The sequence below is a fragment of the Sporosarcina sp. P16b genome (assembly GCF_002743065.1).
In the GTDB taxonomy this organism is placed as follows: domain Bacteria; phylum Bacillota; class Bacilli; order Bacillales_A; family Planococcaceae; genus Sporosarcina.
The window spans coordinates 1-22,661 of record NZ_PDYO01000003.1 but is presented as its reverse complement, the minus strand read 5'-3'; the positions used below and the strand labels follow the sequence as shown (position 1 = coordinate 22,661).

General features: G+C 37.2%; 19 protein-coding genes and 1 pseudogene. 4 read left to right on the top strand and 16 right to left on the bottom strand.

The features are described from left to right. Positions 1-56: 56 nt before the first annotated feature. A complete protein-coding gene (locus CSV77_RS05810; RefSeq protein WP_099672669.1) occupies positions 57-683 on the bottom strand; it encodes a LysE family transporter in 627 nt (208 codons plus the stop codon). A 256-nt stretch (positions 684-939) separates the two neighbouring features. Between CSV77_RS05810 and CSV77_RS05805 the strand changes: the two genes are divergently transcribed. The 3 genes from CSV77_RS05805 to CSV77_RS05795 all read left to right on the top strand — a co-directional run bounded on the left by CSV77_RS05805 (position 940) and on the right by CSV77_RS05795 (position 3,561). Next, positions 940-1,800 (top strand): MBL fold metallo-hydrolase, encoded by an 861-nt coding sequence (locus CSV77_RS05805; protein WP_099672668.1) that lies wholly within the window; start codon positions 940-942, stop codon positions 1,798-1,800. A 240-nt stretch (positions 1,801-2,040) separates the two neighbouring features. After that, entirely contained in the window at positions 2,041-2,484 is a 444-nt protein-coding gene (locus CSV77_RS05800; protein WP_099672667.1) for a hypothetical protein, read from the top strand. Between the two features lie 516 nt (positions 2,485-3,000). Beyond that, positions 3,001-3,561, top strand: coding sequence for a conserved phage C-terminal domain-containing protein (locus CSV77_RS05795; RefSeq protein WP_144034661.1), 561 nt, complete (start codon positions 3,001-3,003; stop codon positions 3,559-3,561). A gap of 583 nt (positions 3,562-4,144) precedes the next feature. On the opposite strand, the gene CSV77_RS05790 is transcribed toward CSV77_RS05795, so the two are convergent. From CSV77_RS05790 to CSV77_RS16880, 13 genes and pseudogenes are all read right to left on the bottom strand, one after another. After that, the gene (locus tag CSV77_RS05790; protein ID WP_099672665.1) at positions 4,145-5,404 is read right to left on the bottom strand and encodes a hypothetical protein; all 1,260 of its coding nucleotides are present in this window, start codon (positions 5,402-5,404) and stop codon (positions 4,145-4,147) included. Then, positions 5,401-6,945, bottom strand: coding sequence for a hypothetical protein (locus CSV77_RS05785; RefSeq protein ID WP_099672664.1), 1,545 nt, complete (start codon positions 6,943-6,945; stop codon positions 5,401-5,403). The genes CSV77_RS05790 and CSV77_RS05785 overlap by 4 nt, the downstream gene beginning before the upstream one ends. Positions 6,946-7,543: 598 nt before the next feature. Beyond that, complete coding sequence (locus CSV77_RS05780; protein ID WP_099672663.1) at positions 7,544-7,795, bottom strand: ParB N-terminal domain-containing protein; 252 nt, start codon at positions 7,793-7,795, stop codon at positions 7,544-7,546. A gap of 684 nt (positions 7,796-8,479) precedes the next feature. Further along, a complete protein-coding gene (locus tag CSV77_RS05770) occupies positions 8,480-9,454 on the bottom strand; it encodes a hypothetical protein (protein ID WP_099672661.1) in 975 nt (324 codons plus the stop codon). 444 nt (positions 9,455-9,898) lie between these two features. Then, positions 9,899-10,309, bottom strand: a pseudogene (locus CSV77_RS05765) (LamG-like jellyroll fold domain-containing protein); the annotation flags it as partial. 272 nt (positions 10,310-10,581) lie between these two features. Next, positions 10,582-11,556, bottom strand: coding sequence for a hypothetical protein (locus CSV77_RS05760; RefSeq protein ID WP_099672659.1), 975 nt, complete (start codon positions 11,554-11,556; stop codon positions 10,582-10,584). Positions 11,557-12,277: 721 nt separating this feature from the next. Further along, the gene (locus CSV77_RS05755; protein ID WP_099672658.1) at positions 12,278-14,101 is read right to left on the bottom strand and encodes a leucine-rich repeat domain-containing protein; all 1,824 of its coding nucleotides are present in this window, start codon (positions 14,099-14,101) and stop codon (positions 12,278-12,280) included. A 346-nt stretch (positions 14,102-14,447) separates the two neighbouring features. Continuing rightward, entirely contained in the window at positions 14,448-14,870 is a 423-nt protein-coding gene (locus CSV77_RS05750; RefSeq protein WP_099672657.1) for a hypothetical protein, read from the bottom strand. A 319-nt stretch (positions 14,871-15,189) separates the two neighbouring features. Continuing rightward, positions 15,190-16,167, bottom strand: a complete 978-nt coding sequence (locus CSV77_RS05745; RefSeq protein WP_099672656.1) for a hypothetical protein — start codon at positions 16,165-16,167, stop codon at positions 15,190-15,192. Between the two features lie 561 nt (positions 16,168-16,728). Next, positions 16,729-17,286, bottom strand: a complete 558-nt coding sequence (locus CSV77_RS05740; protein ID WP_099672655.1) for a competence protein ComK — start codon at positions 17,284-17,286, stop codon at positions 16,729-16,731. Positions 17,287-17,428: 142 nt separating this feature from the next. Then, positions 17,429-18,436 carry a DNA sulfur modification protein DndB gene (locus CSV77_RS05735; protein ID WP_158232028.1) on the bottom strand — a complete coding sequence of 336 codons (1,008 nt, stop codon included), beginning with the start codon at positions 18,434-18,436 and terminating at the stop codon, positions 17,429-17,431. Between the two features lie 22 nt (positions 18,437-18,458). Continuing rightward, on the bottom strand, positions 18,459-19,568 hold the full coding sequence (locus tag CSV77_RS05730; RefSeq protein WP_099672653.1) for a DNA sulfur modification protein DndB: 1,110 nt from the start codon (positions 19,566-19,568) through the stop codon (positions 18,459-18,461). A gap of 322 nt (positions 19,569-19,890) precedes the next feature. Continuing rightward, positions 19,891-20,061: a hypothetical protein gene (locus CSV77_RS16880; protein WP_158232027.1), complete on the bottom strand. Its 171-nt coding sequence runs from the start codon at positions 20,059-20,061 to the stop codon at positions 19,891-19,893. Positions 20,062-20,326: 265 nt separating this feature from the next. On the opposite strand from CSV77_RS16880, the gene CSV77_RS05725 reads away from it, so the two are divergent. After that, positions 20,327-20,875, top strand: a complete 549-nt coding sequence (locus CSV77_RS05725; protein WP_099672652.1) for a DUF7686 domain-containing protein — start codon at positions 20,327-20,329, stop codon at positions 20,873-20,875. A gap of 435 nt (positions 20,876-21,310) precedes the next feature. On the opposite strand, the gene CSV77_RS05720 is transcribed toward CSV77_RS05725, so the two are convergent. Both CSV77_RS05720 and CSV77_RS05715 read right to left on the bottom strand, forming a co-directional pair. Beyond that, entirely contained in the window at positions 21,311-21,721 is a 411-nt protein-coding gene (locus CSV77_RS05720) for a serine O-acetyltransferase (RefSeq protein ID WP_233212181.1), read from the bottom strand. Continuing rightward, positions 21,718-22,661 (bottom strand): MATE family efflux transporter (locus CSV77_RS05715; protein ID WP_099672651.1); only part of this gene is annotated, 944 nt, incomplete at its 5' end. The genes CSV77_RS05720 and CSV77_RS05715, both read right to left, overlap by 4 nt.

Sequence of the window (22,661 nt, the reverse complement as noted above, 5' to 3'; positions counted from 1 at the left end):
ATCGTCACTAACCGTATAGTATGTAAAAAATTACGCAAACACCCAGTGGAAATTGATTAAAATAACGCTTGATACGCTTGAATGCCGAAGTATAGTCCAAAACCGATCATAGATAGAGAAGAAATAAGGGTAACGATGATTAACAGCCTGACAGATAAGAACTTACGTGCTCCACTGGATAAACAGGCCATCATCACATCCACAATGATAATTCCCAACATAATCGCACCACTGTTGAGGATGATTTGATATCCCGTTGATCCACCAGCTGTTTTGGCAAGTATTGAACCATATATACCTAACCAAAAAATAATCGTAAGCGGATTCATCAATGACATCAAAAAGCCGGTCAACATAGAAGTTCGCAGTCTGACTCTTTTGCCAAACTTTAAACTCATTTCCACTTTATTCAACGTAAGTAAATTTTCTATACCCGTGTACATTAACACAAAACACCCAAACGACCAGAGGATGATTTTAATTAAAGGTGACTCAATAAATTGTCCTACTCCAAAGTAGACAATGAACATATACAGAATATCCGCTGTCACCGAACCCAAACTAAAAGCCCAGGCGTGGAAAAAGCCTCTTTTAATTCCTGTATTTAACAGAACGGTTTTAACAGGACCGATTGGCGCAGCTAAGGATGCGCCCAAGAACATATAGACAACTAGTGAATTCACAAATCAACCTCCTATAAAATGATGTCCTTGCATTTTATTCGAAGATCATGACTAATAGGACTTTATAAGAGGTAATTTGGGAGAAATATTTTAGAAGGCATAACACGTCATAGTAGTATTTTTCCGTGATGAGAATTGACTGAAGACCTGGCACCGGACTGCATAATCACTCCCCTTTCGTGAATACTACAATCGAAAAAGGGTATGGTATGCATAAGGCAAATGACTTTTTAAAGACAATGAAAGAGGTGTTTTCTTGGATAAACAACTATCTAACGGAGAAGATTATAAATATATACCAGCTACATCCATTGGAAGTGGAAAAGGACTAGAAGTGTTACCGGATCTCTATTGCCACACCATACAAATTGTGAATATTGTTTTAGTCGGCCATCCGAACTCAAAAGACTTCGTGTTAATTGATACGGGCATGCCGTACTCGGCTGAGAAAATTATAGCGGTTGTAGAAGAGCGTTTTGGTGTGAAGAGTCGTCCGAAAGCTATTCTATTGACGCATGGACATTTTGATCATGTCGGCGCAGTCATTGAACTAGTAGAACATTGGAATGTGCCCGTATATGCCCATGAATTAGAGCTGCCGTTTTTAACCGGTGTATCCAGTTATCCAGACCCCGATACGAGTGTAGAAGGTGGTATGATTGCCAAAATGTCCTCTATTTTCCCAACCGATCCTATTCAATTAGGAAGCCATATCCAAAGCTTACCGCCAGACGGCAGTGTACCTTTTTTGCCGGAATTTAAATGGATTCACACACCGGGTCATTCACCGGGCCATGTCTCGTTCTTCAGGCAGAAAGACGGTGCTTTAATTGCGGGAGATGCATTTGTGACTGTAAAGCAAGAATACCTTTATAAGGTGATTACGCAAGAACAAGAAATAAGTGGACCACCACGCTATTTAACTACAGATTGGGAAGCTGCTTTACAATCCGTTATCAAACTGGAAGCCTTACACCCAACTGTCGCCACAACGGGCCATGGATTGCCTATGAAGGGAGAGGTACTTGCCAATAGCCTAAAAAAATTAGTCGATGAATTTGATCGGATCGCCATTCCGGATTACGGGAAGTTTGTCGACGAAGACACGGATGGATAAGTCATCCTGCTCGCTATAACATCTTCTGTATAATGAAAATTACATGCGTACAGGCATAGTAATTTCATTATACAGAAGTTTTTTTATGGCTACTTATCGTACAGTCAGCATGGCCACCATCCTTTATTTTATCCTTATAGAACTCCAACTAAAGTGCTAAAGGACTATTGCACCTTTCATAAAATATCTAAACTATTAGACTAGTACGGGAACGAGTAATGAAGAAATGGGGAATGTCTAATGAAAACAATGAAGAGAAATTGGATGATGATCATTGCGTTTGCGGTAATCATTAGTGGTATCGGAGGTTTAGTTTCACCTAAGGCAGAAGCAAATTGGCTTTATAAAACCAGAAGTGGTTATTTTACTAATTACGTCGAGACACAAAATTACCAAGGAAGTTATGACAGTGGTGCAAAAAGTTTCACTGTAATGGAAGGTACCATCACAGCGAATAGTACAGCGAGCGGATCATTCATGCTATACATACAGAAGAGACCATACGGCAGTTCCAACTGGCAGACAATTAAAACGGTTATAGCCAATAAAAACGGAACCACTCGTTTTGATTCCCCTAAATTCTCACCACGGGATGGATACAGATTCAAGTTGGTGAATCTTGGAATAAAAAATAGAGTGAATTACAAAATGCAATGGATTCCATGGGCTTCTGCTTATAAATAAACAGCAAGTCATCACATGCGCAAAAGTCTAATAGTAAAAGGATCAACCTTATCAAAATGGTTGATCCTTTTTTTATGAAAAATACTAGTTGTTTATTGGATTCAGAATGGTTTTGCAGCCTGGCACTTGCAACAATCCATGACATTTTACCTTCTTTTAAAAACAGTGTATCCTTTTCGGAAAAACTCTCTATATGGAGTATAAGAAGTACAAATTGAGTACTCCAAAATTTTTCTCTAGGGGGATCACAAGTTGAAACTATTAATAAACGAAGAGCCGATTCCATTATTACCTTCACTCGCAATGAAAATTGAATTAAACGCTGCGCTGTTCCTGTAACAACTGCACTACCGCTTGAACATTTCAAAAAACATACGGGATGGTCATAAGTGGGTCTTCAATTCATACGACGACTGGAAGGAAGAATTTCCATTTTGGTCACTAAATACAATCAAACGAATTACGTACGACCTAGAACAAAAAGGATATCTAATTTCCACTTCGAAGCATAATAAGATGAAAATCGACAACACGAAATGGTATCGAATCGATTATGAAAATCTGCCATTTTCCTATAAGCCAAACGACATACCAAATAACCCAAAACGGGACGCGGCACCACCCCAACATGAGACGACTGCCAACCCACAATTGGACGCTGTGCCCACTCAAACTGAGACGGTGGCGTATCCCACTATGGGACGGCCTATTACCAAAGAACTTAAGAATATAAAGAATAAACCCATTGTCGAGAAGAATCTCGACGTCGCACATTCTGTGATACAGTACCTGAATGACAAAACCGGAAAACAGTTTAAACCACAATCCGCAGCCACCCGTAAATTCATCAATGGGCGAATTAAAGAAGGCTACACACAGGAAGACTTTATTCGTGTCATCGACCTAAAGACCAAGCAATGGTTGAACCGCCATGAATTCAGCTCATTCCTGCGGCCATCGACTTTGTTTAACGCAACGAACTTTGAAAACTATGTCAATGAGCTAGTCGTGTCAACGAAACCAAAGAGACGCCCTCTCGTTACAACCGTGCTCGATTTCAACAGCGGTGATGCGTAAGTAATGAATAGTGAATGAGTATTCTTAGTTTCAATCAGATTGCAATGAATAGAACGATAGAACTCTCGTATAATTTTAGACAACTCACCTTCATTCCGAATAAACAAATGATAATGGTTCGTCATCCTACACAACAGTGTTCAATTTTATTACTTAAAGGAGTTGCATCAAAAAAGCCTTATTGAATTATCTACTGGTTTTTATACCGTTCTTTTTAAAAAACTACAATAAATAGTTTCTAAACTGAATACTATCAGTCAAAGAAGCTCTTCGTCTGACACATAATGAATCGCGATTTTTTAACCTAACATGCGAAAACTAAATACTCGATTAGCATGATATCAAGAAGCTTGCAGCATTCACGAAGCCAATCATGGTAGAGTAAAGATAGCAGATGTTGTCTTAAAATAACAAAACACTCGAATAAATATAAATATTATATAACGATGTGTGAGTGTGACTTCAACCGTTACACTCACAAAGAAAAATGGCATAGAGTCCTAATAACCGTTTCTCTTTTTTTAGTCGGGGGTTAGTGCAGATATGACTTTAAAATATTGGAGTGATACAATATTCTCATTGTCTATAACTTTTTGTGTAATTCCTTCATCGCTTTTTCAACTTTAAAAAGCTCGCTTCGAATACTATATACATGAATCCCTGATTTCATTAAGACTGCAATGACTCTTTCGAATGCACGAAATGAATCTTTTTTTATTTCATTCTCAATTGAAGTTAATTCTTTACTCATATTACTAATGAATTGAAGCCGCTCTTGATGAATTTCCTCTACATTTGATAAAGGACTATTGTTCATACTTTTTTGGAGAATATATTCCCACTTTTCGACTTTAATATCTTTTTTAAAATCCAATTGTCTTTTCATAACAATAACTAAATCAAGTAAACTTTGATCTAATTGTTGATATTCTTTTTTCGCAAGAATTTTCTTTAGTTTATTTGTAACATGCCAACTTTGTTTTAATCCGACATAAGCTCCGACCATAGGCAACACTACGACAAAAGCTCCTCCTGATACAAATATTGCATTCGCTGCAACAGTAAAAGCGGCTTGTCCCACAGCAGCTAAAGATGCACGACTGGTTGTGTCAATAACTACATTCCGTGTTGCTAACTGTATAGGTAATTGTTCCTTTACAATACGTCTTACATTATAGAATGAACTAACACCTGTAGAAATCCACGGTAATTCAAAATCTAGGATATCCTCCGCATGAGATAATGTAGATTTTGTTGCATCTACTACTTCTTCTTTCGTTATCCCTACACTGTATACATCTGGGTTATCTGCGTAGTGTACAGCTAATTCATCATTGACATATACTGGGATCTCGGGATAGCGTGCTAAGTGTTCATCAACAATGGATCTATTACTACCACATTTCACTTGAAACTCTTTCCCGTCAATTAGTAAATCCCATCCCGCCTGATTTGAAGTTTCAGGAAACTGAACATCGTATCCAGTGGCTTCTAACTTTTGGGCAATCATTTGTTCAGCTACATATCCTTGCAACTGGGCCATGTCTCCTGTAGATAAATCCATATTAACTGTTTTTGCAAACTGAGATAGCGAAAATATAGAATTCAAATCTTCACTCCGTGCAAAATTAATACCATCTACAACCTTGGGATTAATCATCAAATAGTCATATAAAAATTCACCTGCACTAATCCCCGCGATGATATCCGTTTCCCCTGATTGATTTGTATTTCCAAAAAGCCTAGCACCTTTTCTTTTCTTTTCATTGGATACTGTGCATTTCATCGCTTGTTCAAATTCCCCGTTACGCCAATGATTCCAAAATTGTTCATTTTGTATCATACAATATCACCTAAACCATGTATTTTCTTTTGAAAGATGCGTAAAGCATTTTGTTCTTGACGAAGTTTACTATTATTTGCTGATAAAGTTTCCGCGAGAATACTTTTTTGTACATTTAATTTTGCCAGTTTTTTAAGTGTAACCTTTTTATACTCTATAATGGTATATGCCTCGTTACATTCTTCTCTCAAACTCGAAGGACGAATGGCGATTAGCTCAACCGCTTGCTCTTTTTTTAATCGTTGAATTTGTTCATTGTAGTTTTTTATATCAAGTGTATCCGTGATATTTGATATAATACCGCGCACCTTGCCAAAAAAAGAACCCTGCTGACTATTTGTTTCCACTGAGTTCACTCTTTGTTGTACTTGAGATTCCAGGTTGGCTATTTCCATTTTTTTCTTAAAGAAGGATTCTGTCATCTCCTGTTCATTTACTCGTGCTAATTTATTGGCAAATTGATTAATGATTTCATCATAAGCGTTGTTATTCTCCATTAACTGATTAATGTTAACCTCTATACTTTCGTTTGTAGCATTTATATTTTGAGAAATACTTGTACCTACTTTTTGATATTGGGAAATAGAGTCCAACAATTGATTTTGTTTATTATAATGAATTGTCCACTGCTGAATAAAAGCATCATATGTAAATACTTTCTCATTGTCCAACAATACTGGTAGCATTAACTGCACGATCCCCATTTGTAATAAAGTCTTTTTCACTTTTTTACTTTGTGTTAGCATCATCATACTGCTTGCTCCACCAATTAAAATGAAACCTATCGGCCCTGTAATAATTGATAGTACCGAAGTTGCCGTCATATAAAATCCGAACGGCAATGTCAATCCGATTAAACTAGCGGTTCCAGCAATTAATGAAGTTAATGTTGTATAAGCTGTAAATCCAGCAATCTCCACAATAACAGCTAACAAAACAGCACTACCTTGCGTTGCTAGTACCTTTGTTATCGTAGAATTTGTCACAGCCTCAATATTTAATTTTTCTTTTATTTTTTCTTGCTGTTCTATTGGTAGTGACTCAATGAACTTTTCAATTTGACCGGCAAAACTTTCTTGTTGATCAGCCGTTAGATTTTTAAGTTCACCGCCAATTGACTTAAATATTTTTTGCATCTGATACAAAGCTAATTGGTTATCAATAGATAAATGCAAATTTCGCGATACAAAGTCAGTATAACTTTTATCCTTTTTTAGTTGATATGTATGTGCTTTTTGAAGAACCTCGCCGCATTTATTTTCTATTTCATACGATGTATTGTAGTGTGATCCTGCTAACTCAAATTCCTTTGTCATATGTAAAAATAATTCTAAACGTAGTGTATTATCGTCCACGTCTATTAACTTTTCAATTTCTTGATCTAATTGCCGTTGTGAATGATCTACATCTTTATCCAAAAAGTCTTTCGTTTTATTTGCTATCATATTATAAATTCCAGTTTCCATTACCAAAACATAAATTAACCGTAATTGTTCTCCACTTGATGCCATTAAACCTTGAGCTAATGTTTTCCCCGACATGTAACACTCCCCCTATTTTTAGTATTCAATTTAAACCATAATACGTGAAAAACACTATCAATCGTTATGATTTCCCATTCACAATTCACAGAAAAAATACACTTCATACAATTGTCTGACACATGAATATATTACCCCATAATTAGTACCAATGGTTGATTTTTTCACTTTCTGTGACTTTTTTTTAATATATTTTCCAATGCATTGTGAGTCTTTTAGTTAAGTGTACTTGCATGCCTAATTCTCACTACTTAACAAGTGAACATGCTTGTTTTCAATATTTACACTTCACTATAGAAATATGTATTATATACTTACGCACTCTGCTTTCTTTAATAAATAGTACTCTAAATATCTTAAGCATCGCTTTTCAAACGGTGTAGGTAAGCAATTAAGAATAGGATGGGTATTTATCTATGATGTCGCGAATAAAGAAGTTATTGAATATGACAGAAAGAACTAAACGGGCAATGAAGCAACCGTTTCACCAACAACACCATGGTTTCAATCGAAACTCTATGAATATGGTGGTTAAATACCCGCAGTGTTTTGGGGGTGTTGGTAAATTTAGTGAAACGTAAACTTCGATAGTTATGTCCTATACGCCGATACTATTATAATTCGTAAACAACTGCCGTTCTTCTTGCTGATTCAAATCCAAATACACTTGCATCGACACAGGATATCCCGATAGTATTTGAATAAACTTCCGCGCCTCTTCGGCTTCCACCTGATTCCCCGTCTCTTCCGCTGCTTCCTTCATCGATTTCAACTGACTAATAGCAGAAGCAATCGTAGACATGCGGTGTTGTGCGTCTAAGACATAAATACTACATCCCAGTTTCAACACGAAGCCGCCATCTATTTCTTGTATATTCCCTCGACTAGAGAACACAAATGGGGAAAAGTAAAACGGCTCCCCTTTTTCAAACTATCAAGTATGAAATCCCGAATATCTTTACGCTTCCTGGGATCCAACTGCCTTTGTACCTCATGATCTATCTCGAACATTGCCTCCAGCATGGAAAAGTGTATTAGAGTGCAAAGAACTTCTTTTCCGAACTGTTGTAACTGCTGCCAATCATCCTTGTTGTAAGCCCCGCATCCAACAAGAGTCTTCCTCCCTGTGCCATTTTGACTAGCATAGCCTAAGAGTAATACTCCGTCCATATAATATTCTAACTATTGTTTTATTTTACTGAGATATTTATTTTTACTACACATTTTTCTTAGCACTTGACGGAAACTTGATAACGCGATAACTCGTGTTTTCGTGACATAAAAAAACACTCTACTTAACAGGTTTAATCTGTAAAGTGGAGTGTTGGGGTCTGATATATTGTTCTATTTTATATTTGAATTGTTTTTAAATGCTATTTCTTTATTGTAAATTCATGCCTCATATCCTATAATCTATGCTCATATTCAACGTACTTAAAAACAACTCGGTCGATATATTAATCAAGTGACTTATCTACTTAAACTACTGAATCTCAGAGTAAAGCACTAATTATGTCAGGTCCTGAAACTCTCTTTAATAAATTCTTTGTGTGTTTAAGTTAATATGTACCGTATTACTATTCACATACTGCACACCAAGATAGTATTTTCCTACTTTATAGACATCTATACTAGTTCCGTAGTTCAGAACTTCTTTTCCGAAGTTCTTTCTGAAAAAAGGGCGTAAATCTTTACGTGTGCCGTGAATGTCGGAAATACGGAAGATACCACGCACTTGTGCATTCGACTTAATCTTATTACTTCCATTTGCATTATAATAAAATCCGTATAGACCTTTTTCTGATCGATAGAAATTATAAACCTCTGCAGTTTCTTGATAAGCCCATGGATCATTTAATACAGATTTTAATTTAGAATACGACATTCCAAGTGAACCCGGTACTGATTTTAGCTGTCCTTGCTTAACTAAAGATACAAAGGATGCATCGAAATAAGATAGTTCTTTAAAAGAACCGTTGATATATAACTGATAAAACTTAGATTTAAATTCACCACTATGTTTACTTGCTGAAGTTCCATCATAAAAAGGACTGTACTTTTCAGTGCTAATCTCAATAGTACTTGCTGATAAAAACTGTGCGTTCATCGAAGCTTCATCACCAAAAAAATATCGATCCATAAATACTTTTCCGTTTTTATTGACCCCTACGACTGATATGACATTAGTTCCGCGTGGGCCCCACTTATAATAAAGATATGTATCATTGTTTCTAGTTACTGTAAAACTGATGTCACCACTCACGAATCCTCCTGTATCCTCCCATACCACCTTCTTGTCTTTTAAAATTCGCGGGCCACCCAGCTCACCTTTTAAATCAATAACTAACGAATTACTTAGCTTAATTGGAAACTTTGACTTGTCGGCATACAAGCTATACGTTCTGTAAACCTTCTCATTTGTTTTTGCTGCAGTTAACTCACTTGTAATGATGAGTTGAAAAGCAAAAATAAGTATAAATAAACTTAAAACTTTAATAAAATTCTTCATAATCTCTCCATTATTATTGTATTTGAAAATGAGTTTAATTCCATCTTCATAGCAATATGATACAATATACTCAAAACTAAAGATACAGTAATCTTACAAAAAAGTGGTTTTACACTTTCTCACATAAACTAAAACTTTTCATTAACTAGTCTCGTCATATTAAGCAACACTTACCATATATCCCCTTTCCTTAACTAATTTCCACCTCATTTTTATTTAATTGTTCGGAAATCCGATACCTGTTTCGAGTCCTATAAACTATACCCATACTAGATACACTAGAAAAGAGCCTCCTGATCGATATATCGATTAAGAGGCTCGTCACTTTAAATCGTTAATTTATCAAGAAAGGTCTAATGAATTGTACGGGAATCTAGTGTCTGTTTTATAGCACTAAGGATTCAGAATAATGTGAGGTACAGGTCCAAGGTGTCTTCTATAATACTATCTCTTTCCAATTCTCCAAATTACATCTGTCGATAACGTACCACCATTACCAACCAGTGACTTATTAGCGATTGCTAATCCTGAACCTTCACTAAATGGGAAGTAACCAACTAAGTTGGGGTCACTAAAAAGAAATTGATCATTCATCAAATTAGCGATAGAATGTGAATCAAGTGTCTTATTCCGAATAGTAAATCCGTCTATGCCACACTTAAAATTATTCCCTATAGTTGCCCACCTCATTGAAGCTAATGAAGTAAAATGTGCAATATTTAAAGTTCCTGAGTTAGCCGCGTCAAGCACACCATTCTTATACATCGTTAGTTGATAACCTGACTTTACAATTGCAATATGGGTCCACTGATTCAACAAAACATTTGAATTGCCCCCACCAAATCGTTGCCAACCAGTATCCTCGCCATATACCTAACCCTTTATAAAAGATATTGCCACCGCCTGTAGGATGAATCCAGGTAGCAAATTTATAATCATTTTGTTCTGTGAAGTTAATTTGAGGGTACGCCGCAATTGATACATTCGAAACTCCGTTAAAAACCAAACCATTTCCACTATTCTCGACTTATACCGCACAATATGCCGCTTTCGTACGAGCTTTCATCGTGCAGGCGACTTTCATAATTGTATGATACACGGGTAGCTTTTTTTTGTCCCTCTGTCTCCTAAAAGTCAAAAATATTATCAGCAGAATAATTCAAATGTACTGTATTCGCATCAAAGTATTGTATGCTCAAATAATATTTCCCAGTTCGGTAAACATCCAAATCTCTCCCATTACTCAGTACTTCTTTGCCGAAATACTGTCTGAAATATGGACGCAGTGCTTTTCGACTGCCGTGCAATTTAGATTCCCGGAAGATAGCCCGTACTTTGGCTTGCGGTTTAATCGTGCTGCTGCCGTTGCTGTTATAATAAAATCCATAAAGCCCGAACACTGAACGGTAAAAATTAAAATGCTCCGCCATAAACGGATAGGCAAACGGATCTCCAACCGCTTTTTTCAAATTTGAATACGACATGCCAAGCGCGCCTGGCACCCACTTCATCTGGCCTTTTTTAGCCAATGTAGCAAATGCATTATCGAAGTAGTTCACTTCTTTGGCAGACCCGTTTATATACAACTGATAAAACTTGGATTGATAACTGTCTGAATGCTTACTGGCAGCAGAGCCGTCATAGAAGCGGCTGAACTCTTCTATCCCGATTTCAATAATGCTCGGAGACACAAACTGCGTATGTATGCCTGCCCCATCTCCCGTGAACATCTTATTCAAAAACTTCTTGCCTTCACCGCTAACTCCAACTACTTCTACAGACTCCGTACCGTTTTTGTCCGTTTTGTAATACAAATACGTATCGCCGTTCTTCGTGACAGTGAAGCTGATGACAGCATTGCTCCAGCCGTTCGTCCCTTGCCAGACCACCGTGCCATTTTTTAAAATTATTGGTTTTTCGTTCGACGTAATATCGACAACCAATGAATTACTGAGCTTCATCGGAAATTTTGACTGCTCTTTCTTTACCGAATACGCCTTATACACTCTTTCATTCGTTTGCGCGCTGGCCATGTCTGCAACAAACAGTAAAGAAGCCGCAGCAATGAAGCATATGAATAATGCCTTAACAATTTTCTCCACAGAATCCCCCTCTGATTAAATCTTCTTCTCGCTGCTGAATCAATCAGCAATCACATCGTTGATAAAAGTGGTGCTCTCAATTTTCAATTGGATGCTATCATACGACTGGTCAAATGGAACAAAATCCGTGCTGATCGGTATCTTTGACCGACGTTAAGTCATCATTTATCTCGACAATATTTCCTATAATCATAACCACAATAAAACACGCAATACCGATTATAAAGCTTCTTTTCTCCATGCCGATTCTCAGAAACAAGCAATTCAATTATTTACTTATACCGTTTTCCTACCTTTCACCATGCATTTCTTTTTACTGCTCAACTATCACAGACAGCACAAGAGCTGCAATATCTGCAGATGAAAAGGGTTCATCCACCTCCTCAAAAAGATGCAAGTACATATAGTGCTCCGTAATTTCTTTACTCTCCTTTTTTACAGGCGGTTAACAGAATACCAGAACAATACTATTGACTCATGAAAATAATACCACTTCAAAACCAACTTTACTATAATGTTTTCTAATTTTCACTTTTTAATAGGACAAGCTCTAAATCCCCTTTACAACGAACAAGAGACAAGGTTGCCACTGTCTCAAAATCGTATCTATCCAATAACTAAAATTTCGCCTCTTGAATGTTTAATTTGACCTCTTCTCATCAGGATAAAATGCCCCTATGATACTAGGGAACTTAGTTGTGTCGGGACCTGGTACCTTCTTTCAGAGTTGTTGATCAAAGAAGATAATCCGGTTGGGCATCGTCTTACTTATTGTATGTTTCATTTCTTTACTAATACGTTCAGGATTTTGTCTAAACGCATAGTACATCAAAAGCGACTCCGCAAGATCCTCACGATCTGGAAACTCTTTTGCATAACTTGAAATGGAATTCCCGTCAGCTTGTTGGGCTGCGTTCCACCCCGAATGGTGGGAATACACCGGATCAATAGATGTATGTGTTGCTTCGTGAAACAGGACTTCTTCCAATACGCCTAGCTCAGTATATTGATCAGCCTGCTCCGTGTGAATCAATATATTATTATTTCCACCGCCAAACAGTTCTTTTCCCTTATGAATCCAAACAGTTGACACTCTTTCCCTTAAAAAGTTCGGCAGCTGACCAATTGGACGAGCAAATCGGATCGCTTGGGACTCGGCTTCCGCATTGCTTTGAAACTCAGGATTCACTTGAATTTCAATAGGGTTTCCATCGTAATACTCCGCGCGGAATAAGTAGGGATTAGTTTGTATCCAACTCGCACTTCTACGATCATACATTGTCCTCATTGCTCTTCCCGCATAGCTTAACTTTTTAAAACTTGATGGATCATTTGCTGTGATGATATTAGAGTCTACATATACTGTTCCTTCATATGGTGGATTACTCGAAGAGATCACCGTATTATGTGAAACATTAACACCTTTTTTTCTCAATGTATTTACGACTTGATTAGATAAATACTCTAATGGATTTTCAGTCAGCCATAAAACTTCAAGCTTAGTCGTATTCATCAAAAGTAGTGAATTGATAGTAACAATTTTGTTATTCTGTAAATTCAACCAGTTGAAATTTGCTAAATCAGTAAGAGGAGTAATATCCTCTATTTGATTATTTTGAAGAGCTAGTCCTTGTAAACTACTTAAATTCTTGAGGACGCCTATGTTTGATATTTGATTTAAATTCAACCAGAGTAACTCTAGCTTATTCATGTTATACAAATAATTAATGTCGCTCAATAGATTATTTTCCAAGCTTAGTTTCTGTAGATTAACTAAGTTTCTAAGCGGACTAATATTCGAAATCTGATTATGTTGTAGGAATAACTCTTTCAGGTTTTTGGCATACTCCAAGCCTGTTAAATCTTTTATTCCTTTATCCACGCCAAATAAAGTTTCAAGACTTAACATATCACTTGCTGTGATAATACCATTAGGCTTATTTAATGCCGTCCTTACTGCTTTTTCTAATGCATAATCAGGAATATGTATTGCAGGCTTCGGTGACTGATAGACAAACTGCTGATAAACATCTTTTCCTAACGAAATGCCACGCTCGTTATACAACTCCTTGTTTAGAAGTAGCGTATAGGTCTTCCCTTCTTCATAAGGAACAGTCGGTGTAAGTAAAAGTCTATTTGCATTCATACCGATTTTCAATGAAACTTCAGTTCCTACTTCATCCAATATCTTTCCATTGTACCAGTTCTCTTCGGAGAGACTCATCGGTTGACTGAATGTAATACGCCATGGCTTTAATGGGTCCGTAATGACTTCAATCGGTTTCCACTGAGTAGCTAATTGTAGATTAGGAAGCAGACTCAATGAAGTTCGGTCAGGCACAATAGACTTTATGGTTTTTGTAACAGTTGAAAATGGCACTTCTTCATATGTTTTATTATCTTGCACGAAATCACTTTCACTTGAATGCTCAGATAATTCCCCTTCGTAGTTCTTCATTTTAAGTGTAGTGGCAGAAACCGGTGGAACTGTAATAACTAGCATACTTACAATTAAACATGGAATGAACAGCAATTTTCTAAACATAATTTCCTCCTAATCATTTCTTTGCAACAACTTTATCTGTTTTCGTAATTCTATTCTTTAGGAGCATTTTTATTGTACTACCTCTGTAACTTTCATCGAATAACCGCTAAAAGGTATTATGTAGGCAACTTTCATCGCATAGGAATCCGTCAGCGGTAGATTCATACTGCTAGTTTCCTTTAAAAACAATACGTAATACCCCCAGATAACTTGACGATACTATTTTGTTTTAAAGGAAAAATGTCTAGTAATCTAAAAAACCCCTCAACTGATTTACTCAGTCAAGGAGCGTATTTGTAAGGTGTACAAATACAGATTTTCATTCGATCAACGTAACAGTATTTTATTACATGCAATGTTTCGTGATATACTGCCAAACCTTTAATCCTAGGAAATTTGGTAAGTGAATCATGGTCTGATTCCATTTTAATATATACTTACTATCCGTTGCAGTTTGAGCGATTTCCGTGATTTTTGAAGGAGCAAGTGGATGTTCCAATATTTCAAAGCGTTCAAGATGCATATAATGCTCCTCGTCTGTCTGAGTGCCAATATCTGCGACTTCCACTACTCCCGTCGCGATGCCGCGTGCAATAATTCCTTGCCCATTACCATACAAATACACAATATCCCCTGCTTCAATTTCATCGATAAAGTATTTCCACGGAGTATAGTAAGCCGATACTTTTTGTTGCGTTATCATCTCTTGTTCATTAACCGTGTTGTTTGATTTATTAGTGTTGACTATATACGTTTTCGGCATTTTCATCTTGCCCTTTCCCATTAAATTTTCAACTGGCTTGGCTTTCTAAGCAAGCCAAGCCGCATACCCGACATCCTACGTTCATAACGCTTTACTTCATTGAACTTCAACTAGAGTGTTTTAGATATCGTGAGGGTGTTTTTATTCTCTAAATTTTTCTGAAAGTCGTGTAAGTTATGCCTAGGTCCCTGCTGCTGTCAGATTTGAGATATATCTTATTCGGCTTTATTAAATTCACTGTGGTGGTGCATGCAATTATTCGGTCTTCATGTCTGGTAAACACAAAATAATTACGTCTTAAACATACAGGAATATAGTCATTCTCTTAATAGTAAATCTTCTGCGTATTTAAGTTTATATGTACAGTACTATTTTCTGAATATTCCACAGCAAGATAGTATTTCCCTACTTTGTATACATCTAAGTATGTACTATTATTCAGTATTTCTTTACCGAAATTCTTTCTAAGAAAGGGACGTAGTTCTTTTCGCGTTCCATAAAGCTCTGAATTTCGGAAGATCCCACGAACTTGTGCATTTGGCTTTATTTTGGTGCTTCTATTTGAGTTGTGATAAAAACCGTAGTGACCTTTTTCCGAATGATAGAAATTATATACTTCCGCAATCTCCTGAGTTGCCCATGGATCATTGAGTGCCGTCTTTAATTTGGAATATGGCATTCCAAGTGAGCCAGGTACTGCTTTCAGCCGACCTTGTTTTACTAAGTCAACAAACGATTTATCAAAATAAGCAAGTTCTTTTACAGATCCGTTAATGTACAGCTGATAAAACTTAGATTTAAATTCTCCTGTATGTTTGCTAGCTGTCGTACCATCATAATACCTGCTGTACTTCTCAACGCCAATTTCAATAGTGCTTGATGATAGGAATTGAGCACGCATCGAAGCATGTTCACCGCCAAAAGTTCGTTTCATAAAGACTTTTCCATTTTTATCGACCCCTACAACTTCTACCATCTCTTCTCCGCCAGAGCCAAACTTATAATAGAGATATGTATCATTGTTTTTAGTAACTGTAAAACTTATATCACCACTCATAAAACCTCCGACATGTTCCCAAACAGCACGATTGCCTTTTAGAATACGGGGCCCTTCTATTTCACCTTTTAGATCGATGACCAAAGAATTGCCAAGCTTAATCGGGAATTTAGATTTGTCAGCATACAAGCTGTACGTTTTGTAAACTTTTTCATTTGTTTTAGCAGAGGTTGTCTCGCTTGTAATAATTAGTTGCACGGCAAACGTAATAATAAGTAAACATAAAAATTTAGTGAATTTCCCCATACATTTTCTCCATTACTATTTTATTTGAAAATTTCAGACGTACATATTTTCATACCTACATCATACAATAGGCATACAACTAAAGATACAAGCCTAAAGAAATATATGTATATATCTGAATTTCAGAAAATAAACTGTTTCAGTGAGGCTAAATGCGATTTAAAAGAAGTCTTCAAATCACTTTCATGATAAGAAGACTTCCTGAGAAATTAGTACGCAACTTTGCGCAAGTAAACGGTAGTGGTTTGTGTTCTTTCTCTTTTCACCATTTAAATACTCGAATTGTGTTTAAATCAAGTTATATGATACGCAAGTACCTCTTACTTAAGTAAAACCGATCAAACTACCAATCAAAATTGATCGATATAATTCTCATAAATTTTTCAAACAACGACAGCAAGTACTAATGAATTAAGTACATGTCTATACATGTTTGTGATGTAATTATTGTATTGGGACCTAATATCATTTTTATACCTGCCTCGTGCACATGCTTTCTTTCATAGAAAGTAATTCGCTATCTTCATAGACGATATTTACTTAATCTTCTGGGAGCCTGTTTCAATCCAATTCCACACTATAACTCCTGTCACTCGTATCCCGACTAATCAAATACGTCGCAGACTGCGGACTCTCACATACCATCAATGACTCTGTCCTTCTGTCCATCGCGTGCTTCAGCCTGCAAGCTCGTACATATTTGCCATCAAAATTTGTATACGAAATGTCCGCAATATAGCTTTCGCCATTGTCGAACAAGACACGTGTTTGTTTTTTATTCAGACTATGATAGCTGTGGATCCGTTGCAGTGCAAACCACGCACAATCTGGTCGTGATGGTGAGTAAAGAGGAAACCAATACATATTCAGCTTCTCATTGACTATAACCGGTATCATGGCGAATCTTCCGCCTAGAATGACGCGGGATCCTTCCCACGCACCTCGCAAACTAGATCCATGGTAACGAATGTTTTGGTCCAGTAAATCTGTCGGCTTGAAATCAACATAGATCAACTCTTTGTTTTCCATCGCTACCGACTGTAGTTTACCTACCTCATTGTACGTAGGATAAATCATGCATGTTGCCTTCGTAATCATAAAGTTCGTTTCGACTTTCATTCTGTGTCCCCCTTTTTTCTCAATTGCTTTTTAAATTAATAAAAAAAGAGTATACTTGATATAGATTGGTATACTCCAATCGGTAATCCCCGAGTGAGTCTCCGCAGACTGCTAACACTCGGGGATTTTTTCCTGCCATTACCTACTCACCTCCTTCAAGGCGCAGCCAGTCAATCAATGCCTTATTGGTTTTCTTATCGTGTTTTAGATAATAGTATTTGTCCTTACCTCTTACATCGCCGTCGAATTTCTTCCAGACATCGCGTTTGGGTGACCAGTTTACATGGGAAAGCTTTCGCATACGCTCCTGAATCGTTTGCTGTTTCACTGCGTACGTTTCGTTTTCCACTCCACTGTAGGCATACTGAGTTAGTGCTGACAAGACTGAATAGCTTGCCAACATAGATACCTTATAGTCTCCTATCGTTTTCGCATCGTGCAAATTGAACAATTCATCAAACCATGTCATCAGTAGTTCGTAAGTTTCTTCCACTTCTCCTGTATTTTCACTATGCATCGCAATCTTTCCGCTCACTACTTTACCTGTCATAAAATAGCCAACCAATCGTCTCAATTGCGACAACGAAACCAAATTGGTATTACGCGGTCTCATGACGGCAGCCTTCTCCAACTCCACTCCCGCTTTTCGAAGCAACTGATGACTCTCAAGTAGCCTATTCGTAAGCGAGTTCACTTCATTGCGCGAATCGTAAGAAATCCGCTTCGATAAGGACACCTTTTTTCCTTTTGTATTGAGATCTATGTATAGCTGATCCATTTCTTTTGGCGACAGCCCTTCAAACACTTGTACGGCTACTTCAATTTGATTGAGCATATAATGTAACGTAAAACCTTTCTTCTGTTCCGCTGTATCATCACTACTCGTCATGCGAGAAACTGCCGATTCAAGTTGTGTTAGCGCTTTCATACGCTGCGAACCATCTATTATGATCAATGAATCCGGCCGGCCGTCTGCAAGACTTCCAGATTCGATTGCCGCAACGATAGGTGGAAGATAAATTTGTTCCTGAATAACATTGTCGAGTATATACCGTCGAATCATTCGAGCCTGCCCCGCATTGACTTCTCTAAGTACCAAACGCTGATCGTCAAGCATTTTCGTCAACTCTTTCACCGTATAGATCACCATGGTTTGCCTCTTGGAAAATATCTCATTGACGATCATTCAAACGCTCCCTTTCCTCACGAATGATGAGTAAAAATTCTAGCATCGTTCGCTTAATCGCTGTGGAATTCGAATGATTCCGTACTTGTTTGGATGGTTTATTGTACATATGATCAAATGCAGAATCATTATGTTTCCATGTGCATCTCTTCTTCAACAGTTGCAGTTGCTGAATGGCTTCCATATGCGTCATTGACTGCTCTCGCGTTAGCATATAGACCGTATAAGCAAGTGCTACTTGAACACCCGTTACACCACAAGCATAATTCTTCCGGTCCGTCATCCGTTTAGGGAACAGTTGCAACCAAGATGCAAAGAACGCTTCTGCAATAGCTGGTACTTCACTTGCTTTACAACCTTTGTAATACGGATTACCTGTTTTCACCGTTAAGCACCCTTCAAATAACGCAAGCAGACACTTCTTCATTGTAATTAAAGAAGTAATAGACGTATTCGCTTCCGTGAGCCGCGAACGCACTTGATCAATATCTAGCCGCGTCTTCATCTGCTCTGCTATAGTACGCGTCAGCTCGGTATAGGCGTCCCGTTGATCATACAACAACATAAATCCCGGATGCGCTTCGCGTCGTTCGGTATTATAATCCGTAAACAACTGCCGTTCTTCCTGTTGATTCAAATCCAAATACACTTGCATCGAAACAGGATATCCCGCTAGTTTTTGAATAAACTTCCGTGACTCCTCAGCTTCCGCCTGATTCCCCGTCTCTTCCGCTGCTTCTTTCTTCGATTTCAACTGACTAATAGCTGAAGCAATCGCAGACATTCTGTGTTGTGCATCCAGGACATAAATACTACATCCCGGTTTCAACACAAAGCCACCATCTATTTCTTGTATATTTCCTCGACTGGAGAACACAAATGGTGAAAAGTAAAACGGCTCCCCTTTTTCCAAACTATCGAGTATGAAATCCCGAATATCCCTACGCTTCTTTGGATCCAACTGCCTTTGTACCTCATGATCTACTTCGAACATCGCCTCCAGCATAGAAAAGTGTATTTGAGTGCAAAGAACTTCTTTTCCAAACTGTTTATAACTCCTACCACTCATCCGGGTGGTAAGCCCTGCATCCAACATGAGTCTTCCTCCCCGTGCCATTTTGATTAGTATAGCGCAAAAATAATGCTTAGTCCACACAATATTCTAACTAGTCGTTTATTTTAGTGTGAAATTTATTTTAACTACACATTTTTCTTAGCTCTTGACGGAAAATAGATATCGTGATAATTCGTGTTTACTGGGCATAAAAAAACACTCTACTTTACAGATTTAATCTGTAGAGTGGAGTGTTGGGGTCTGATATATTGTTTTATTTTACTTTTAATTAAAGCACATATTAATGAACTATAGAATTATGCGGGAACCTGTCACCCTGTCATTCGGTCATTTTTCTAATAGCTCAGCATCTCTTTCGTTCTTCCGATGTTGTCGCTGCGTTGATTACTCTCGCTATATAGCCCTGTTGATTACATACTCTGACTATGCCTTCATAGTAATGAGCAGTCGTCTCGATTCCTAAGATGACACGCGTTAATCGATACGCTTCACATGTCTGATCAATTTCCCTCATCAACACCTGAAGGCCCGTTTAGGATCTGTCAGATTCAAAAGGTCCACTTATAGTATCTCCAGGTTTTGTACAGCTCATTGCAATGATAGAGATTTTAGTGTCATCGATTTAAAAATATAGGAATAGCTAAATTATTTATAAGATCATTTTGTACGATGGGATATCTTTTTTATCAGGTACTAGTTATCTGAATAGAGTCCGAATTGTACAATGCACATATACACGCTTTTCTGATACGATAAAGCTATAAATGGAGGGAGATCGGATGAAGTGTGAAATATGCAGTACTGACAAAGTGCGCGTGCGATTCGGCAATCAGTCACTCTGTATGGATTGCTATAATACATTGATGGCGGCAAAGTTAGGAATAGAACTTCCGGAACTGTCCAAAACGTTTGTCGCAAATGACGCGAATGGAGTAAAACGTATTTTCGAAGTGGAGCGGCAGATCACCGGAACAGCGATTTTGCTGACTGCACGTGAACGATGGGAGCAAGGTTACGAATTTGCAGTGGACGGGGAACTGGATGCCGATCAGCTTAAGCTATTCGAACAACTGAAAGAAAAAACAACACGTGGCCTTTCGGAGACTTATTTGGAAATGGGAAAATTTCCATCGGGTGAATCCTATACATATGTAAAACAACACCACCTAAAAGGCATACTTGCCTACGATTCAGCCAATACCAAAGCACCACTTGTCATCATTGACGGTAAGCCGTATACGTGGAATGAGGTTGGCCATCTCTTGCAAGCTTTCGAAGGATTTCAGGTGAAGATGGTGATGAAGGACTTGGCCGATGAACTCGAGTAAGTAGATGAACATTTAGGTAGTGGGCTATTGTAGTTTGAACCATGTGAAATAAACTGGATAAAAAGCTAAATGAAAAAGAATCGTTCGATTGATTTATCGAATGATTCTTTTCTAATACGTCATAACTTATCTGAATTATGTCTGAGTAGTGTGAGGTACTCGCTTTTAAGAAATACAAAATGCCTCAAAGAATCAACCATAAGATTCCTCGGGGCATTTTTATTTATAAGCAACAATGTGTTATGTGTTATGTGTTATGTGTTCGTTAGTTGACTATTTAACGCTTACCATCAAAAACTCTTTTCTAATATGTTACCAAATCATCTGAATAGCGTCCGAATTATATGTTGCACAGGTACGCGTTTTTAAAAACTCGGCAGATGTGGCTCGAATTCACACGCAATAATCATGGATTAGATAATAGTTTCCGATTTATCATATCGCTCTTGCTGGAATACCTACCACAGTAGTATTTTTGGGTACACTGTCTAATACAACAGCTCCTGCACCAATTTGCACATTAGATCCTATTTTAATATCACCTAATACACAGGCTCCCGCACCAATTACAACATTTTCTCCGATAACTGGGTTTGCCCTAATACCACTTCTGCCTCCTATAGTTACATTTTGCAAAACTTTAGTTCCTTCTCCAATCACAGTATCATGACCTATAACAACGCCTAAACCTTTATGTGCAAAAGTAACATTATCTGCAATTTCTGCTGTATATGGAATTTCACATGAATATATTAATCTCGTCATTCTGTTAAAAATTCTTGGAAATAAAGGGATCTTTTTTATATATAGCCACCTAGCGATATTATAAGTTCTTATATTAGTCACTTTTTTTCTCCTTTTATTAAAGATTTAAATTGTTGTATTTCAGTATAAGAAATTATAGTAGTTTCCCATATACTCAGTTTTTTAACTTTCATAAAGTAAATCAAAAAAGTTAACCCACATATAGAGTATGAAATAACTGTCGAAACTGCTGCGCCATACATTCCGTATTTTGGAATAGCAAACATATTAGCTATTACATTTATTACCACACTTAAAAATAATGTTAAGAAGTAAAACCATCTTCTTCCTTCTGCTAAAAAAACAGTGCCAATCATCTTATAAAAAATCATACTGATTGCACCATATGATAGTATCAAGGTTATATCGTATGCTTCAGAAAATTGTTCACCATACATTAGTTTTATCGCAGTACTTCCCAGAACATAAAAAGCAATAATTATAATGATAGTAGAAAACAAAGATGCTTTTATCGAAAGGATTATAGGTTTAATTGAATTTGATCGTGCTACTCGTGAAACTAAAACTTCTTTAAAAGCATCAGGAACTAACCAAAAATAATTAATTAAGCCAACTGCTGTAGCATAAATGCCAAGTTCGTATGGACTTGCCAGAGACTTTAAGAATATAATATCAATACTATAATTAAATGTTATGAGTAAAGCAGTCAGCATTGGAAGCCAACCAAATACGAGCACTTTTTTCACAAATAATCTATCGTTATTTAAAGGTTTAGGTACTACCTTAGAATAATATACATATACTATTATAGTAATAATATTGACGCCCACCGTAAGTAATACTGGAAATAACAGGCTACTTGGAAGTGTAATATACATAAATATACTTGCAAGCATACGAAGTGTTACATTAACCATATGCAATTTGATTTTCAATCTAATGTTTTGTACAGCCATAGTACTTTCTAGCTGTTGAGTGAATACCCCCACGGGTACCATCATACAAATATAAACATATATTA

Coding starts and splice junctions, on each gene's coding strand:
- CSV77_RS05745 (WP_099672656.1), bottom strand. CDS start 16,167: ATGGGGAAATTCACTAAATTTTTATGTTTACTTATTATTACGTTTGCC.
- CSV77_RS05725 (WP_099672652.1), top strand. CDS start 20,327: ATGAAGTGTGAAATATGCAGTACTGACAAAGTGCGCGTGCGATTCGGC.
- CSV77_RS05790 (WP_099672665.1), bottom strand. CDS start 5,404: ATGATACAAAATGAACAATTTTGGAATCATTGGCGTAACGGGGAATTT.
- CSV77_RS05735 (WP_158232028.1), bottom strand. CDS start 18,436: ATGGTGATCTATACGGTGAAAGAGTTGACGAAAATGCTTGACGATCAG.
- CSV77_RS05755 (WP_099672658.1), bottom strand. CDS start 14,101: ATGTTTAGAAAATTGCTGTTCATTCCATGTTTAATTGTAAGTATGCTA.
- CSV77_RS16880 (WP_158232027.1), bottom strand. CDS start 20,061: ATGAGGGAAATTGATCAGACATGTGAAGCGTATCGATTAACGCGTGTC.
- CSV77_RS05800 (WP_099672667.1), top strand. CDS start 2,041: ATGAAAACAATGAAGAGAAATTGGATGATGATCATTGCGTTTGCGGTA.
- CSV77_RS05770 (WP_099672661.1), bottom strand. CDS start 9,454: ATGAAGAATTTTATTAAAGTTTTAAGTTTATTTATACTTATTTTTGCT.
- CSV77_RS05795 (WP_144034661.1), top strand. CDS start 3,001: ATGAAAATCGACAACACGAAATGGTATCGAATCGATTATGAAAATCTG.
- CSV77_RS05750 (WP_099672657.1), bottom strand. CDS start 14,870: ATGAAAATGCCGAAAACGTATATAGTCAACACTAATAAATCAAACAAC.
- CSV77_RS05740 (WP_099672655.1), bottom strand. CDS start 17,286: ATGAAAGTCGAAACGAACTTTATGATTACGAAGGCAACATGCATGATT.
- CSV77_RS05785 (WP_099672664.1), bottom strand. CDS start 6,945: ATGTCGGGGAAAACATTAGCTCAAGGTTTAATGGCATCAAGTGGAGAA.
- CSV77_RS05730 (WP_099672653.1), bottom strand. CDS start 19,568: ATGTTGGATGCAGGGCTTACCACCCGGATGAGTGGTAGGAGTTATAAA.